The sequence below is a fragment of the Methylobacterium oxalidis genome, assembly GCF_007992195.1.
Taxonomy (GTDB): Bacteria; Pseudomonadota; Alphaproteobacteria; order Rhizobiales; family Beijerinckiaceae; genus Methylobacterium; species Methylobacterium oxalidis.
Genome location: NZ_BJZU01000068.1, coordinates 52,051 through 68,555, shown reverse-complemented (window position 1 = coordinate 68,555; position 16,505 = coordinate 52,051). Strand labels below are relative to the sequence as shown.

13 protein-coding genes, 1 tRNA gene and 2 pseudogenes are annotated in these 16,505 nt (G+C 68.1%); 11 read left to right on the top strand and 5 right to left on the bottom strand.

The annotated features are described in order from the left end of the window. Positions 1 to 375: 375 nt before the first annotated feature. Positions 376 to 1,773, bottom strand: a complete 1,398-nt coding sequence (locus MOX02_RS17045) for an aminotransferase-like domain-containing protein (protein ID WP_147026991.1) — start codon at positions 1,771 to 1,773, stop codon at positions 376 to 378. A 192-nt stretch (positions 1,774 to 1,965) separates the two neighbouring features. Between MOX02_RS17045 and MOX02_RS17040 the strand changes: the two genes are divergently transcribed. From MOX02_RS17040 to MOX02_RS17025, 5 genes are all read left to right on the top strand, one after another. Continuing rightward, entirely contained in the window at positions 1,966 to 2,370 is a 405-nt protein-coding gene (locus MOX02_RS17040) for a DUF983 domain-containing protein (protein ID WP_147026990.1), read from the top strand. 349 nt (positions 2,371 to 2,719) lie between these two features. Beyond that, a complete protein-coding gene (locus tag MOX02_RS31310) occupies positions 2,720 to 2,866 on the top strand; it encodes a hypothetical protein (RefSeq protein WP_170267904.1) in 147 nt (48 codons plus the stop codon). Positions 2,867 to 2,945: 79 nt separating this feature from the next. After that, a complete protein-coding gene (locus MOX02_RS17035) occupies positions 2,946 to 3,347 on the top strand; it encodes a DUF983 domain-containing protein (protein WP_147026989.1) in 402 nt (133 codons plus the stop codon). A 1,081-nt stretch (positions 3,348 to 4,428) separates the two neighbouring features. Next, entirely contained in the window at positions 4,429 to 6,639 is a 2,211-nt protein-coding gene (locus MOX02_RS17030) for a TonB-dependent receptor (protein WP_147026988.1), read from the top strand. A 416-nt stretch (positions 6,640 to 7,055) separates the two neighbouring features. Next, positions 7,056 to 7,349, top strand: coding sequence for a hypothetical protein (locus MOX02_RS17025; protein ID WP_147026987.1), 294 nt, complete (start codon positions 7,056 to 7,058; stop codon positions 7,347 to 7,349). Positions 7,350 to 7,600: 251 nt separating this feature from the next. Here MOX02_RS17025 and MOX02_RS17020 read toward each other — a convergent pair whose 3' ends face one another. Further along, positions 7,601 to 8,512, bottom strand: a complete 912-nt coding sequence (locus tag MOX02_RS17020) for a LysR family transcriptional regulator (protein ID WP_170267903.1) — start codon at positions 8,510 to 8,512, stop codon at positions 7,601 to 7,603. Between the two features lie 101 nt (positions 8,513 to 8,613). Between MOX02_RS17020 and MOX02_RS17015 the strand changes: the two genes are divergently transcribed. From MOX02_RS17015 to MOX02_RS32975, 4 genes and pseudogenes are all read left to right on the top strand, one after another. Continuing rightward, on the top strand, positions 8,614 to 9,252 hold the full coding sequence (locus tag MOX02_RS17015) for an FMN-dependent NADH-azoreductase (RefSeq protein WP_147026985.1): 639 nt from the start codon (positions 8,614 to 8,616) through the stop codon (positions 9,250 to 9,252). Then, the gene (locus MOX02_RS17010; RefSeq protein WP_147026984.1) at positions 9,249 to 9,575 is read left to right on the top strand and encodes a DMT family transporter; all 327 of its coding nucleotides are present in this window, start codon (positions 9,249 to 9,251) and stop codon (positions 9,573 to 9,575) included. The genes MOX02_RS17015 and MOX02_RS17010 overlap by 4 nt, the downstream gene beginning before the upstream one ends. Before the next feature lie 63 nt (positions 9,576 to 9,638). Further along, a pseudogene (locus MOX02_RS17005) lies at positions 9,639 to 9,860 on the top strand (transposase); the annotation flags it as partial. A 473-nt stretch (positions 9,861 to 10,333) separates the two neighbouring features. Further along, positions 10,334 to 10,798 (top strand): annotated as a pseudogene (locus tag MOX02_RS32975) (site-specific integrase); the annotation flags it as partial. 195 nt (positions 10,799 to 10,993) lie between these two features. Here the strand turns inward: MOX02_RS32975 and MOX02_RS16995 are convergent. Further along, positions 10,994 to 11,069 (bottom strand) — tRNA-Glu (locus MOX02_RS16995). A 200-nt stretch (positions 11,070 to 11,269) separates the two neighbouring features. Between MOX02_RS16995 and MOX02_RS16990 the strand changes: the two genes are divergently transcribed. Together MOX02_RS16990 and rpoH are read left to right on the top strand one after the other, a co-directional pair. Next, positions 11,270 to 12,169 (top strand): RluA family pseudouridine synthase, encoded by a 900-nt coding sequence (locus MOX02_RS16990; RefSeq protein WP_147026994.1) that lies wholly within the window; start codon positions 11,270 to 11,272, stop codon positions 12,167 to 12,169. A 287-nt stretch (positions 12,170 to 12,456) separates the two neighbouring features. After that, positions 12,457 to 13,347 carry an RNA polymerase sigma factor RpoH gene (gene rpoH / locus MOX02_RS16985; RefSeq protein WP_147026983.1) on the top strand — a complete coding sequence of 297 codons (891 nt, stop codon included), beginning with the start codon at positions 12,457 to 12,459 and terminating at the stop codon, positions 13,345 to 13,347. A gap of 82 nt (positions 13,348 to 13,429) precedes the next feature. Here the strand turns inward: rpoH and MOX02_RS16980 are convergent, their stop codons facing one another. Beyond that, positions 13,430 to 14,959, bottom strand: coding sequence for a histidine kinase (locus MOX02_RS16980; RefSeq protein WP_147026982.1), 1,530 nt, complete (start codon positions 14,957 to 14,959; stop codon positions 13,430 to 13,432). 115 nt (positions 14,960 to 15,074) lie between these two features. Further along, positions 15,075 to 16,367, bottom strand: coding sequence for an adenylosuccinate synthase (locus MOX02_RS16975; protein WP_147026981.1), 1,293 nt, complete (start codon positions 16,365 to 16,367; stop codon positions 15,075 to 15,077). Positions 16,368 to 16,505: the final 138 nt, after the last annotated feature.

Here is a 16,505-nt window from a genome sequence, read left to right as displayed (position 1 = left end):
CTAAGGCCATGCTCGTGCCAGGCGCGAACTTGGCCGGACCAGCAAGCCAAGCGTCCATCCGGTCCGGCGACCAAAGCCCACCCAGCGCCCGGCGCCGTTCCCGGTCATCGCTGGAGCACCCCGCGGCAACGGTGGCGAGCAGGAGCAGCGCGGAGCGCCGAGCGATCCACGGGCCATGCAAGCCTCGGAATGACCGTTCAGACATCTGCAGGCGCCCCGCCTGCGGCAGTCCGCCAGCCATTGCCCAGTCCACACAGTCCGAGAACCATACCGAAGACGGGTGCTGGCACCCGGGTCTGCGGCAGCCACGCAAATCGGCCCCGCATTGCGGCCGGATGTTCCGGGCCGCTGGACGCATGGACCACGTCAGCCACCTTAGACGACCGTCGAGATCGCGCCGGGAGGGTGCGTCAGCAGGTTCGCGAGTAAGCTGAGGCCATACTGCAGCGTCTCGCCGTCGGGGGCTGCGCCCAGGGAGATGCGTATCGCCTCGGGAGCCGGCCCGACCGCGAAGGAGTAGCTCTGGACGACGGATAGCCCGAGCTGCCGCGCGTGGGCAGCGAACTCGCGTCGCTGCCAAGCATCAGGCAGTTGCAGCCAGAGGTGATGGCCGCAGGGATGCGACCGGAAATCGAGGCCCGTGAGAATCTCGGCCGCGACGGCCTGACGGAGGCCATTCTCCCGCCTGACGGCAGCAACGATCGCGTCGAGCTCCCCTTCGGCGATCCACTCGGACGCCAGGGCCGCCGCAAGCGGCGAGGCCATCATGTTGATCGCCCGGAGCTCGGCCGCGAGCCAGACAGCCGCATTCGTTCCGGGCACCGCGACGTAAGCGATGCGAAGGCCGGGGCTGACGCACTTGGACAGGGTTGCGATGTGCCACGTGATGTCGCCCGCCAGGGCCGCGAACGGGGCCGGGGCATCGGGCGGCAGCGCGCCGTAGGCGTCGTCCTCGATGATCGTGACCCCGTGCTCGCGCGCAATCTCGGCGATCCGCACGCGTCGGGCCGCCGGCAGCGTCGCGGTCGTCGGGTTGTCGAGGGTCGGCACCACGTACAGGGCCCGTGGCCGCTGCGTCCTGCAGCATTCGAGGAAGGCTTCCGGGATCAAGCCCTCCTCGTCGCAGGCCACGGGCACGAGGCGAGCGCCGAGGCGCTCGGCGGCCATACGCAGGCCCGGATAGGTCAGGGCCGGGACGCACAGGTCATTGCCAGGCTTGAGCACGGCGGCGAGGGCGGCGGATAGCGCCGCCTGAGCACCGCCGGCCACGAGGACGCGCTGGACCGCCACGGGACCCAGGCGACGGCCGAGCCACTCGGCCGCCGCCGCGCGGTCAGCCATGTTCCCCGCGCTGTCCTGGTACTGCATGCGATCGAGAAACCCCGGCGCTGCGGCGAGCCTCGACAGACCGACCTCGATGCGCTGAGCCAGCCGCGCCTCCGCTGGTTGCGGCGGCATGTTCATGCTGAAGTCGATGCTGCCGGACGGGCTGGGCGCGAGCAGGCCGGTGCCTGAGGACGGCAGCTTGGAGGCACGAACGAAGCTGCCCCTTCCGGCCGTGGCATCGATCAGGCCTGTCCGGCGGGCTTCGTTGAAGGCCCGTGTCACCGTGGTGAGATCGACGTTGAAGTGCTTGGCCAGGGCGCGCTGGGGCGGCAGGCGCGCACCTGGTGCCAGGCGCCCGCTGCGGATGTCCTCGGCCAGCGCCTTAACGATGGCCAGGTACTTCGGCCCAGCGCCGGCGACAATTGTAGGGCTCCAAGCTTCCATCATTGACCTCTGCTCTCACCTAGATGTATGCATACATAGATTCCGCGGCAGCACGCGAAGTGCTGCTGCCTAGCTTGATGCAAGGATGCGAGCATTCGACGCAGAATGTATGGCTTGTATTCCATACATTCGCTGCGCGCAAGAGGTGCTCCTGCTGAGATGCAGGACAGGCAACGAAGTCAGGAACGTTGGACGATGCAGAGATCGACGGACCAGTCGCTGATGTCGGTAGGACTCCGCTGCCGGTGCCCCCGCTGCGGTGAGGGGCACCTATTCGACGGCTTCATCACCCTGAAGCCCCGCTGCGAGGCTTGTGGCCTCGACTACGGGTTCGCCGATCCGGCCGACGGGCCCGCCTTCTTCATCATGATGACGATGGCCTTCCCGGTCACCGCCTTCGGAATCTGGCTGGAACTGGCCTACGACCCGCCGCTCTGGATTCACGCGGTGATCACGCTGCCGTTGCTACTCCTCGCCTGCGTGCCGATCATCCGGCCGTTGAAGGGCCTCTTCATCGCGAGCCAGTACATCAACAAGGCGGAAGAGGGACGATTCTCCGTCCCGAAAGCCTCCGGCGTCGGCCCGACGCGCGAGGAGTGATCAAGCTACTTGCCCCGTGCGCCCTGATCATCACGCGTCGGCGCCATGACCTACTTTGCGCTGGCGCCATGGCCGATTGAAGCCGACTTGATGAGGACCGGGACGATGCCCCCTATTCCGACCTGTTCGAGACCTTCCTGCTCCGGTTGCGCGAGGGCGGCCGCTACCGCGTGGACTTAGAGCTTGAGCGGAACGTTCGCACTTTCCCGTTGGCCACTTGGAGGCATCCCGACGGCGGGGGCGGCCCTGCCTGGTTTGGCGCAGCAGCGACGATCTTGAAATGGGGTCGAGACGACACCGTTAGGGGGAAGGGATGAAGTTTGCGCTCGCACAAGGGGCGACCCTCTTGATGGCCCTGATCGCCATCGGGGCCGCGCGCTTCCTCACCGCCGCCGGCTTCGAGCATCCGGGACGGGATTGCTTCCTCGCTGCGGCCGCCGCGACCGCTCTCACCATGTCGATCGTGCGATCGGTTTCGGGCTTTGATCGGGGTTGATCAGCGAACCGACGTATTTTGCGGCTTGGCGGCGCACCGCTGCGGACCGCGACGCGTTAGCCTCCCGGAAGGAGGCCGCATGCCCGAACCGTCCTATGCAGCTCAGTCCGCAATTGGCGTGGCGGTGAGAAGCCGGTGCCCGCGCTGCGGCCGGGGCCGCTTGTTCAACGGATTCCTCAAGCTCGCGCCGCGCTGCGACGTGTGCGGCCTCGACTACTCGTTTGCCGATCCGGCTGACGGTCCGGCCTTCTTCGTCATGATGACGGCCGCTGTGCCGGCCACTGCTTTCGGGATCTGGCTTGAGCTTACCTACAACCCTCCCCTGTGGGTGCATGCGGTTACGACCCTGCCGATCGTGGTGATTGCGTGCACACTGCCCCTTCGGTTCTTCAAGGGCTGGCTGGTCGCGGAACAATTCATTCGCAAGGCTGAGGAGGGGCGCATTTCTCGGCCTGAAGCATCGGCTCGTGATCCGACATAGCCGGATCAACAGAGAGTTCATCGGCTTCAAGGCTCCCAACTACGGATGATAGCCCCACTGGGATTTGGTCGCCGGCACAAATCGAGCTGTTTAGCGTCCGCCGTCCAGACCAGATCGTGCTGTCAATGGCAGGACCCGGCACTTCGAGGACCCTCCGTGCCGCAAGGAACGTCCGCTTCCACGGTTCTAACGCGAAGACCGGACGGGCAGCTTTCGGCCAAGATCGGCCATTCGGCATTGCGCCCATTGTTACCATGCAGGCGACCCGAGCAGCCTCTCCGAAGCGGACGCTCATCGACTGGGTGTTATGGAAAGGCGAGCGTCGGGCTTGGCATGATGCCAGCAGCCTCGATGATGTTACTTTGTTTCACCCTTTCGAAACGTTATGTTGTAACGCTTTCAACCAGAGGGTGGCGGCTATGGCACACCTTCACGCCTCACCAGCGTCCATCGATGCTCTCGACGGCAGTGCTGCGTCTCCAGCGGATCTCGTTGCTCTCGCCGAGAAGGTCTGTGCGGCTCGTGGGCTGAACTTCACACCGATCCGGCGGCGCGTTCTTGAGGTGCTTGCTGCGGATCAGGAGCCACTCTCGGCTTACACGATCATCCACCGGCTCTCTGTGAGCAGCCGATCGGACCACCGACCATCTATCGTGCGTTGGAATTCCGGATCGATGTAGGCTTTGTCCGCTACGTTGCTCTGCGAACGGCCTACATGTGCCGCGAGCATCCGCTGCGCGCGGAGGCGGTTGCTATCCTGAACTGTAGCCAGTGCGGTTGCTTGAGCGAGGTCGCGTCCGAACAGGTCTCAAACACCGTCTCGCACCTGACTCAGGCAACTGGCTTCCGCGCACGAATGCGCACGGTGGAGATCGAAGGGCAGTGCGCGACCTGCCAAGGAGCTGATAGCCGCTGACACAGGCGGGAAGCGACGACATCGGCTGGGGCATGACCCGCGAAGGGAGCCATGTTGTAATAGTGTTACATCGCTCTCGATTTCGCGTGCCGATGGAGACGAGGCCTTGCTTGTGCTCTTCAGAGCGGGCTTGAGTGTAATGATATAACACTCGGTAGGAATTCTATGTCATCGCGACCGCGCCGGGCCCTCGCGGCCAGCACCGTTCTGGCTGTTTTGCCCACCTGGGCAGCGCTCACGTGCTCTGCCAGCGCGCAGTCGCAGCGGACAGTCACGCTCGGCGAGCTCAGTGTCACCTCGCCAAGCCCGATCGAGCGCCGTGGCTCAGGCCTCGTCTCCGCGGTAAACGCGTCGCCGGCTCGGTCTTCCGCAACGCCAACGCCGCCTGTGTCCCCGCCTGCTGCGGTGTCTTCCACACCTGGCGTCCTGCCGGTGGCGACCGACACCTTCTCGCCGGTCACGGTGATCCCGCGCGAGCAGATCGCCCGTGACCAGCCGCGCACGCTCGGCGATGCGCTGTTCGATCAGCCTGGCATCTCTGCCTCGACCTATGCACCGGGTGGAGCCTCGCGGCCGATCATCCGCGGCCTCGATCAGGCCCGCGTGCGTATTCAGGAGAATGGCGTCATCAACAACGGTGTGTCGGATCTGGGTGAGGACCATGCGGTGCCGGTCAACCCGCTGATCAACGACCGCATCGAGGTCATCCGGGGGCCGGCGACCTTGCGGTACGGTTCGGGAGCCATCGGCGGCGTGGTCTCGGCCGAGAACAACCGGGTGCCGACCTTCATCCCGCTCAATGGGTACTCGGGCCAGGTCACCACGGGCTTCTCCACTGTCGACAACGGCCGGCTCGGCGCGGCAACCGTCGATGCGGGCAAAGACGGCATCGCCGTGCATGCCGACGGCTTCAAGACGGCCACGGACAGCTACGCGATCCCAGGCGGCATCCAGCGAAACTCGGCGACCGAGTCTCGGGGCGGAGCAGTCGGCATCTCAGCCATCGGCGACCGCGGCTTCGTCGGGGTCTCCTTTAGCCACTACGACTCGATTTATCAGATCCCTGGCGGTGAGGCCGCGGAGGCGCGCACCCGCCTGACGCCGCGCCAGGACCGCGTGCTGTCGCGCGGCGAGTACCGGCCCCTCGATGGTCCTCTGGAGGTCATCCGCTACTGGGCCGGTTATTCGGTGTACCGGCACGAGGAGATCGGCATCGGCGAGGACGGCGTCGACGGCGTCCAGGCGGTCTTCAAGAACCGCGAGGCCGAGATGCGTATCGAGGCCCAGCACGTGCCGGTGTTCACAGCCCTGGGCACGCTCACCGGCGCGATCGGCGTTCAGGCGGACCGGCGGGTGATCAACACGCAGCTCGAAGCTTTCCTGCCGCGCACCGACTCGCGTGTGGGCGCGGTCTACCTGTTCGAGGAGTTGGAGCTCCGGCCCGGCGCTCGCCTGCAGGCGGCCGGCCGCATCGAGGGCGACCGCATCCGCAGCACCGCCGTGCAGTTCCCCAGCGACTTTCTTCCGATCCCGGGCGAGGATCCGCTTCAGTTTCCGCTAACGCGCCACTTCGCTCCCAAGAGCGCCAGCTTCGGCGTACTTCAGGATCTGCCCTACGGCTTCGTGGCGAGCGTGACCGGCTCCTATGTCGAGCGCGCGCCGACCGGGTACGAGCTGTTCTCGCAGGGGCCGCACGACGCGACCGCGACCTTCGAGATCGGCGATCCCAATCTGAAGCTGGAGCGGGCACGCACGGTCGAAGCCAGTATCCGTCACGCTGTGGGTCAGCTGCGCTTCGACGCCACCGGCTACTTCACGCGCTACACCGGCTTCATCTATCGCAGGTTCACGGGCGCGCTCTGCGATGACGACTTCGCGAGCTGCGGCTCGGGCGATGAGTTGCGCCAAGTCGTCTACTCGCAGCAGAACGCTACCTTCTACGGTGCGGAACTCGCAGCGCAGTACGATGCCATTCCGGTCGGGAACGGCTGGTTCGGAGTCGAAGGCCAGTTCGACTTCGTGCGTGCGCAGTTCGACAATGGCACGAACGTACCGCGCATTCCGCCTTACCGGATCGGGGGCGGCGTGTTTCTTCGCACCGAGGGCTGGTTTGCTCGGGTGAACCTGCTGCACGCCTTCGCGCAGAATCGGGTCTCGGATTTTGAGACCCCGACCGCAGGCTGGAACGACTTGCGCGCTGAGGTCAGCTACACGAAGGCGCTCGACCCCGCAGTCTACGGCGCGAGCGAGGTGACGCTCGGTCTGCAAGGGCGCAACCTGCTGAATGACGACATCCGCAATGCGGCTTCGTTCAAGAAGGACGAGGTTCTGCTGCCAGGGCGGAATGTGCGTCTGTTTCTGACCGCGCGGTTCTAGTGGTCTGCCCCGCTCAATGATTGAAGGATCAGCCGGCGAGATCCGGCCGATCGTTGGCGGTCCAATAGTGCTTGCCCACGTGGACTGTTCCACGCGCCAACGTACCTCGTTCCACACACGTCGTTCGGCATTCTGGGATCGAGGGCAAGGTACGGAGCGCTTCTGGGGGACAGGACCCGGCTTCGCTCAGAGATCAGGCAGTCTCGGCAGTGCGCGACCTGCTCACGGTGATCCAGCCAAACAGGAGGCTGCGAAAGACAAAGCCGCCGACGCAGTCGCGGGTGCATTGTATGCAGCATTAGCGCTGCTGATCGGCGGCGCGGCTGCGTTCTTTGCCGGCCGCGCGGGAGCGGTGAACCCAACGCTCACGGCCACAAGGGTGGGGACTGGCACGACGACCCGCCGAGCCTGAATACTTGACGATGAACCGGGAAGGGGCGGAAAGGTCCCTTCCTTCCAAACTGAGCCCGCAACTTCGATCGGCCGCCTGCTCGGCGCTGAAGGTACTCAGCGCTGGATGGGGCGCCGGCAGAACGGGTTATGCGCCAGTCCCAAACCAAGAAAAGCGGGACAGGAAGAACAATGGCAAAGAAAATCTAATCGAACATCTGCGGCATGTCGAAATCATTCCGTTAAGCGACGTTTGTGAATCCAATGACGACGCATGGGGGCGGTTGCAACTGCAGGCTAAAGCTGTTCCGCTTACGTGAGCTGTTCCGCTTACGTGGCTGACCGAAAGGCCGGCCGGAAGGCATCCGAGCCGGCCGCCGGAGCTGCCGGGGCCGTCCGATTTTGCGGCCGCATGGCGGGAAGCAGACGTGCAGCTTACGGCCAGATCCGGCCGCTTCGTGCCCTTTCCCAGTCTTTCCCGCCAATCGATCGCTTGCCCGATAGCCGACGTCTCGGGCATTCCTGCCGGAGGGGCAAGGCCGGATGGCTTGGACTGCCGGTGCCGTTGAGTTCATCCTTCGAATGTCGTTCGGTCGGCCGACAATGCGGCCGTCAGCACGCTCACGACAGCATCGATGCGTGCGACCCGCCGCAGATCCGCGTGGGTCAGCAACCACAGCGTCGAGCCGAGATCCAGTGTTGCCGCTCGTGGCAGGCGAATGAGGCCGGGCGACGTGTCGCCGAGGTAGCAGGGCAGGAGCGCGACGCCGAGACCGCCGACAGCGAGGTCGCGCAGGCTGACGAAGGAGTCGGCCCGTACGACGGGCTCGACCTCCCGTAGGTTCGCCCGCAGCCACCGCGCCGCGGCCGTCTCGCCCAAGGAGGCGTCGGGCGCGAGCCACAGGTGCTCGCCGAGCGCGAGATCGGCCGTGCGTCCCGAAAGGTAGGACGGCGCCGCGTAGGCGGCGTAGCCGAGCCCGGCGATGCGGCGTCCGACGAGCGTCTCCGGCGGAGACGCGGTCGGCCTGAGCGCGATGTCCGCCTCGCGTCGGGTCAGGACCGCAAGCCTGTTGGCCGTGGAGATCTCCAGCACGATGCTCGGGTGTTCGGCCCGAACCCGCGCGAGCGCCGGCGGCAGGACGGAGGCCATGAGCGTGTCGGTGGTCGAGAGCCGCACCGTCCCGATGATCCGCCGATCCTGCCCGGCAGCGCGCCGTTCGGTGTCGTGGATGGCCGCGTCGATCTCGACGAGCTCCTTCACCATCGCCTCACCCGCTGCAGTCGGGACATAGCCCGAGGGTAGGCGCTCGAACAGACGCGCGCCGATGCGGGCCTCGTAGGCGCCGAGCCGGCGCAGCACGGTGGAATGATTGACGCCTAGCGCGCGGGCCGCCCCAGCAAGCGAGCCGGCGCGCGCCACGGCGAGCACGTAACGCAGATCATCCCAATCGACCCTGTGCGTCTCTGCAATCGAATTGGGCAAGAACGCCGCCTCCCCGTGCCTCCTTGCACAGGGTACCTCGTAGCCTCGTCCACAGCGAGGACGGATCTCGCCCTCGCACGACGCAGCAGGGCGCAACCCGTATGACAAGTCTGCTTCACATCGCAGCCTCCCCGCGAGGCAGCGCCTCCCGCTCGACACAGGCCGCCCGTGCCTACATCGCGGATCTGCGGGCGAGCGAGCCCACTCTGTCCGTCGATCATCTCGACCTCTGGCAGACGGACTTGCCGCCGTTCGACGGAGCGGCTCTGGCGGCCAAGTACGCGCGTCTCGCCGGGCGCGCGCACGATCCAGGCGAGGCGACCGCGTGGGCGGAGATCGAGGCGATGGTCGCGCGGCTCGACCGAGCCGACCACGTCCTCGTCTCGACGCCGATGTGGAACTTCTCGGTTCCCTACCGGCTGAAGCACTGGATCGACCTGATCACCCAGCCGGGCCTGACCTTCGCGTTCGATCCCGTGAGCGGTTACACGCCGCTGCTGCGGTCGCGTCGGACCGTCGTGATCCTGGCGAGCGCGGGGGATTACGCGACGGGAGAGAGCCGCGGCCGGCCCGACCTCGCCACGCCCTACCTCCAGGCGGCGCTCGGCTTCATCGGACTGATCGATCCGATCGTCGTTCCGATCGGCCGGACGATCGATCCTGACGCGGACGAGGCGGCGCAGGCCGCAGCGGTACGGCTGCGTCGCTTGGCACGCGGGCTCGGGCGAGACGCCGCATGAGCACCGCCTGGGGCTGGGCCATGCTGGTCGCCTCCGGCCTCGTCGACGTCGCCTGGGCGCTGGCGACCAAGAAGTCGGACGGCTTCCGGGAGCCCGGATGGGCGTTCGTCTCGCTCCTGCTGCTGGCGCTGTTCGTGGGCCTCCTTACGAAGGCGCTCCAGGTGTTGCCGGTCGGAACGGCGTACGCGGTCTGGACCGGGATCGGTGCTGTGGGCAGCGTCGGCGCGGGCATTCTCTTGTTCGGAGAGCCGGCGGATGCGACCCGGCTTCTGTTCGTCACCGTGACGGTCGTGGGGATCATCGGCCTCAAGGTGGCGAGCTGATCGCCCCTCCGGAGAGCGCCGCGAAGACGATCTCCGGATGGGCTGCTTCGCGCCCACTCCGGCCATCCCACGAACCCGCTGGAACGCCTCAACGGCGAGATCAAGCGCCGGACCGAGGTGGTCGGCATCTTCCCCAACGAGGCCGCCATCACGCGTCTCGTCGGCGCGATCCTGCTCGAACGGAACGACGAATGGGCCGTCCAGCGCTCGCGCTACATCACCCTGGAAAGCATCGCGCCCATCAGCGATGATGCCCTCGTCAGCCTGCCCGCCCTGGCAGCCTGATCGATCCGACCCCGGCCGGTGATCGTGGTGGCCACGCCGAAGCTACACCACACCAGGGGACACGACCACCGCAGAGGCAAGCTCCGGACCTACTACCGGCAAGGGAAGGGGCCGCGGATCCCGCTGCCCGACCTCCGACGAATTTCGGCCGGCCTACGCGGACGCCTTGTCTGGCGCGGCGCCGCCGCAGCGCAAGCACTTGGAGCCACCCAAGCCTGGCACCTTGGCCGCCCTCATCGCCTCTCACATGCGCAGTTCGGCCTACATCGAGCCCGTGAAACCACGAAGAAAGTCTGTGCCTCGCGCATCGAGGCTCTGCGGCAATAGCACGGGCACCGAACTGTCTCGGGTCTGACGGCGGCGCGGATCAATGCCGCCATCCTGAAGCCCGACGCTGGCAAGCCCGGTGCGCGCCTCGCCATCCTCAAGATGCTGCCCATCCTCATCCAGCACGCGATGGGCAAGAGCCCGCCGTGTCTGACCTACGATCCGTCGGCCAGCATCAAGCGCCCGAAGACGCAGGAAGTGGGCTCGTGGACCGACGAGGAGATCGCTCAGTTCGAGGAGCGCTGCCGATCGGGACCAAGCAGCGCCTCGCCTTCGCACTCCACCTCTCTATCGGCCAGCGGCGCTCTGACGTGCACCGCATGACTTGGGCGGATGGGCGCCAAGATGGCATCCGGATCGTGCAGCAGAAGACCGGCGCGAAGCTCGTCATTGCCTGCCACGAGGATCTGCAGGCGATCCTCGATGCCACGCCGCGCGGGCACGTCACCATCCTGAACACCGCCTATGGGCCTCCCTTCACGGAGGACGGCCACGGCAACTGGTCCCGCGACGCGATCACGGCGGCCGGGCTGCCGCTGGATTGCCAAGCTCACGGGTTTCGCAAAGCCGCTGGGCGCAGGCTCGCGGACGCGCAGTGCTCCAGCCAGGAGATCATGGCTGTGCTGGGTCACAAGACGCTGACAGAGGTCGAACGCTCCACGCGTGAGGCCGATCAGGCTCGCTTGTCGAGGAGCGGCATCGTCAAGCTGCCGACCCGGAATGGGTCGCAGGTTCCCAAACCGCCCGCAGGTGATTTGGGAAAGGCCGCTAAACTGAAAGGAAAATCTGGGTGTTACCCGAGCGGATGGCGCTCCCAAGGGGACTCGAACCCCTGTTTTCGCCGTGAGAGGGCGACGTCCTAGACCGCTAGACGATGGGAGCTTTCCGGTCGGGAGGCGTTCGTATAGCGACGTGCCGGCGCGGGCACAAGAGCCGGGGCGAGCCTTTTTCGCACCGCGCCGGGCGAGTGGGGACAAGCGTTGCAGGACATCGGGACCGGGGTTGGATTTCGGGAGGCGACCGTCGCGGACGGGGAGGGGGCTCAGCGGCTCGACAGGGCGCTCGCGCTGGCCTTTCCCGAGATGTCCCGCTCGCGCCTGCAGGAACTCGTGCGCGCCGGCCATGTCCGCCGCGATGGCGCGACCGTGCTGGACCCATCGCTCAAGGTTTTGCCTGGCGCGCGTCTCTCCGTCGCCGTGCCGGAGGCCGCGCCCGCCGAGCCGCTCGCCGAACCGTTAGCCCTCGCGATCGCCTACGAGGATGACGATCTCATCGTCATCGACAAGCCGGCCGGCCTCGTCGTGCACCCGGCCCCCGGCCACGAGGGCGGGACCCTGGTCAACGGCCTGATCGCCCATTGCGGGGAGAGCCTGTCCGGGATCGGCGGCGTGCGGCGGCCCGGGATCGTGCATCGCCTCGACAAGGACACGAGCGGTCTGCTCGTCGTCGCCAAGAACGACCTGGCCCATCGCGGCCTCACCGCGCAGTTCGCCGACCACGGCCGCAGCGGCCCGTTGGAGCGGGCCTACCGCACGCTCGTCTGGGGTACGCCGGAGCCGCGCTCCGGCACGATCGAGGCGAACCTCGCCCGGAGCCAGCGCAACCGCGAGAAGATCGCGGTGGTGCGGGCAGGGGAGGGGCGCCACGCGATCACGCATTACGTGACGGAACGCCCGCTCGGACCCGAGGTGGCGCTCCTGACCTGCCGGCTGGAGACGGGGCGCACCCATCAGATCCGGGTCCATCTGAGCCATCGCGGCCATCCCCTGCTCGGGGATGCGGTCTATGGCAGCGCCTTCAAGACCAAGGCGGCGCGGCTGCCGGAGCCCGCGCAGGCCGCGCTCCGCGACCTCGGCCGGCAGGCGCTGCACGCGGGGCTGCTCGGCTTCGCGCACCCGCGCACCGGCAAGCCCCTGCGCTTCGAGAGCCCGGTCCCGGACGACATGGCGCGGCTGATGCGGGCGCTCGGTGGCGAGACGTAACCGATTGATCCCACGCGCGAACAGCAACACGATGAGGGATCTGTGGCAGGCCCGGCACAGTCAAGGCCCGGCCGCGCAGGCGTGCGCCACCACACCGCGACCCGCGACCTTTCGTGCGAGGGTCGACCCATACGCCCGTTCGTGCGTTGACCACGACGTTCGCGCCGCGGACCCGCTACCGGATCGGGGATTTCCACAGTACAGATGGGAATTCGGACGACCGGCTCAAGGAGCGGTCGACCGCGCTATCGTCCGCCCGTCAGGGGGACAGTCCAAGGAGGTATGCCATGGCAGGCGCTTTGCCCGTGCTCGCCAACGAGGGTGGCCTTTCGCGCTACCTCGATGAAATCCGCAAGTTCCCCATGCTGGAGCCGGCGGAGGAGTTCACGCTCGCCAAGAGCTGGCGCGACCACGGGGACCGCGAGGCGGCCCATCGGCTCGTCACGTCGCACCTGCGCCTCGTCGCCAAGATCGCCATGGGTTATCGCGGCTATGGCCTGCCGATCGGCGAAGTCGTGTCCGAGGGCAATGTCGGCCTGATGCAGGCGGTCAAGCGCTTCGATCCCGACAAGGGCTTCCGGCTCGCCACCTACGCCATGTGGTGGATCAAGGCGGCGATCCAGGAATACATCCTGCGCTCGTGGTCGCTCGTGAAGATGGGCACGACGGCCAACCAGAAGAAGCTGTTCTTCAACCTGCGCAAGGCCAAGGGCCGCATCTCGGCGCTCGACGAGGGCGACCTGCGCCCCGACCAGGTCCAGCAGATCGCGACGCGCCTCGGCGTGCCGGAGCAGGACGTGATCGAGATGAACCGCCGCCTGTCCGGCGACACCTCGCTCAACGCGCCCCTGCGTGAGGAGGGCGAGGGCGAGTGGCAGGACTGGCTGGTGGACAACTCGCCGAGCCAGGAGACCGTGCTAGCCCGCGAGGAGGAAGGGCAGAACCGCCTGACGGCGCTGCGCGACGCGCTCTCGGTGCTGAACCCGCGCGAGCGGCGCATCTTCGAGGCGCGCCGCCTCGCCGACGATCCGATCACGCTGGAGGATCTCTCGGGCGAGTTCGGCGTCTCCCGCGAGCGCGTCCGCCAGATCGAGGTTCGCGCCTTCGAGAAGGTTCAGGAGGCGGTCAAGAAGAACCTTGCCGTCCGCGAGTTGCCGCGAGCCGGCGCCGGCGCCTGATCGCAGTCGCCATGCGGGGCGCCCGTCCTCTGGGGCGGGCGGCCGTTTTCCGAAGTCAGGGGCAGCCGCGGCGCCGTCCGCCCTATCGCCACTGCTCGAAGGCGCGCTGCAGCGCGTAGGTGCCGGACGTACCCTTCTCGAAGGTGATCACGGCGCGCTGGCCGCTCGCGTACTTCACGGCGAGATCGAACCAGTTGCGGTGCAGCAGAAGGTCCGTGTTGCGCTCGATGTCGTTGCGCAGCGAGGACAGCCCGATCAGGAACAGGTTCTCCCGGACGCGCACGGGGAGCCCCGAGAGCGGCGAGCCGCGCGCGGCCTCCTCGTCCTTGGCCTGGAGCAGGCCGATATCCTGAACGGCGCGCCGCTCGCCCTCCGGGCCGCTCGGCGTGAAAGCCAGCTTGATCGTGTGGGAGGCGGGCAGCGTCGCGTCGAGATTGCGCTGCAGGGTGGCCACCAGCGTCAATCCTGCCTCGGGGAATTCCACCGTCGCCACCACGGCGGTCTCGAGAGGCTGGCCCTGCTCGCCGCTCACGGACTCGAGGCGCCAGACGACGCGGCCCGTGGTGGAGGTCGGCTGCGCATTCTGGCCGGCCGTGTTCTCCTCGATCAGCGTCGCGCGCTGCGCCACGGCGAGGTCGGCCTGACTAGGCGGCGGGGCTTGCGCCGGGGTCTCGGCCTGCGTGGCCGTTCCGGGCTGTCCCTGGGCCGGCTGGGCCGGAGCCGGCTCGCCGCCGACCCGATCCGCGAACTTCTGGTCGCTCGTGTCGGCGGGCGCGCCGCTCTCGGCCTCGGTCTGCTGGAGATCGGCCGGCTTGTCGCGCAGGAGGAAGGCGGCGACCGCGATCAGACCGATCACCACGGCGAGCACCGCGCCCACGAAGGCGTTGCGCAGCATCTTCGAGCGGCCCCCGCGCGGGGTCACGACGTCGATGCGCGGACGCTGGCGGCCGCCCGCAGCGTCGGCGCGGGGCGTGCCCGCCTCCGTCTCCACGTCCGGTTCGCGCTCCGTCTCGGCGGGAATCGCGGGCGCGGCTTCCTCTGCGGCCGGAGGCTTCGCCTTGCGCGGCGCGATCGCGAGCGGCGGGGCGTCCCGCACCGGCTCCGGCTCGGGCAGCGCGGGCATGGCCCCGAGGTCGGGCGGCGGGGCCGGCGGCAGGGATGGCTCGGAGCGGGTGGGCTCCGCTTCCACGAAAACCGGCGGCGAGGGCTCGCGGCGCGCCGCAGGCTCGGCCTCGAACAGGCCGTCGTCGGGCTCAGGCTTCGCGGACGCGGGTTCTGCCGGCTCGGATTGCGGCGCTGCCGGCATGAAGGGAGCGGCGGGCGTGGCAGGCCCAGGCGTTGCGGCCGCGGGAGAGGCCGGCACCTCGGCAGCCGGAGCAGGATCGTTCGCCGGCGCCGGCGCCCCGCCGTAATCGACTTCCAGGCGGTCGATCGCCGCATCGAGAGCCTTGCTCTCCAAGTCGATGTCGTCCTGCGAGAGCGGCGGCTCGAGGGAGCGGAGCTGCCCGATCAGGGCGCCGCGCGCGCGGTCGTAGACCGCCTTGCGCATGGCGGGCGAGCGGTCGGGCAGGGCGTCGAGCGCCCGCGCCAGCAACGGATAGTAGTCGGCCATCGTGCCCCGATCCGCCTCTCGCCTGGTCCTCTGCCTCGTTGGCCCGCCGTGCTCCCGCGCCCATTCCCCTCGCGGCGCGGTTGATGCCGGCCGCGTCGGCCCGGCGGGCCCGGCCTCAATCCTCGAAGGGGTTGTGCATCAGGATGGTGTCGTCGCGCTCGGGCGAGGTCGACAGCAGCGCGACGGGCGCCCCGATCAGCTCCTCGATCCGCCGCACGTACTTGATCGCCTGCGCCGGCAGGTCCGCCCAGGAGCGGGCGCCCGCCGTGGTGCCGGTCCAGCCGGGAATCGTCTCGTAGACCGGGGTGACGCGGGCCTGCGCGCCCTGGCTCGCCGGCAGATGGTCGAGGCGCGTTCCGTCGATCTCGTAGCCGGTGCAGACTCTGATCTCCTCGAAACCGTCGAGCACGTCGAGCTTCGTCAGGGCGATGCCGTCGATGCCGGAGGTCTGCACCGTCTGGCGCACGAGCGCCGCGTCGAACCAGCCGCAGCGGCGCTTGCGTCCCGTGACCGTGCCGAACTCGTGGCCGCGCTCGCCGATGCGCTCGCCGATCGCGTCGTGAAGCTCGGTCGGGAACGGACCCTCGCCGACGCGGGTCGTATAGGCCTTGGCGATGCCGAGCACGTAGCCGATCGCCCCCGGGCCGAGGCCGGAGCCCGTCGCCGCCTGTCCTGCGACGGTGTTGGAGGAGGTCACGAACGGGTAGGTGCCGTGATCGACGTCGAGGAGCGCGCCCTGCGCACCCTCGAACAGGATGCGCTTGCCGGCGCGGCGCGCCTCGTCGAGGAGGTGCCAGACCGTGTCCTGGTAGGGCAGCACCCGGTCGGCGATGGCGGCAAGCTCCTCGTAGATGGCGTCGGGCGAGAACTCGGGCAGGCCGAAGCCCCGCCGCAGCGCGTTGTGGTGGGCGAGCAGCCGCTCGATCTTGGGCGCGAGCGCGTCGAGTTCCGACAGGTCCATCAGGCGGATCGCGCGGCGGCCCACCTTGTCCTCGTAGGCCGGGCCGATGCCCCGCTTCGTGGTGCCGATCTTGGTGCCGGGCGCTCCGTCCTCGCGCAGGGCGTCGAGCTCCCGGTGCAGGGAGAGGATGAGCGTGGCGTTGTCGGCGATGCGCAGGTTCTCGCGGCCGACGCGCACGCCCTGCGCCGACAGGCGGTCGATCTCGGCCACCAGCGCGTAGGGGTCGAGCACGACGCCGTTGCCGATCACGCCGAGCGTGTCGGGGCGGACGACGCCGGAAGGCAGCAGCGAGAGCTTGTAGACCGCCTCGCCGATCACGAGCGTGTGGCCCGCGTTGTGGCCGCCCTGGAAACGGACCACGATGTCGGCCTGCTCCGACAGCCAGTCGACGATCTTGCCTTTGCCCTCGTCGCCCCACTGGGCGCCTACGACGACGACGTTCGCCATGCGCTCAAAACCCGTACCGTGCCGCAAGGACGGGCGCCGGGCCCGACGGCTCCCGGTAACCCGTTGTCGGTAGGGTCTTTCCGCGATCCGGCCCGGGAAATCAAGCAAAGCGCCCGCAACCCGGCCAGACGGCGGGGG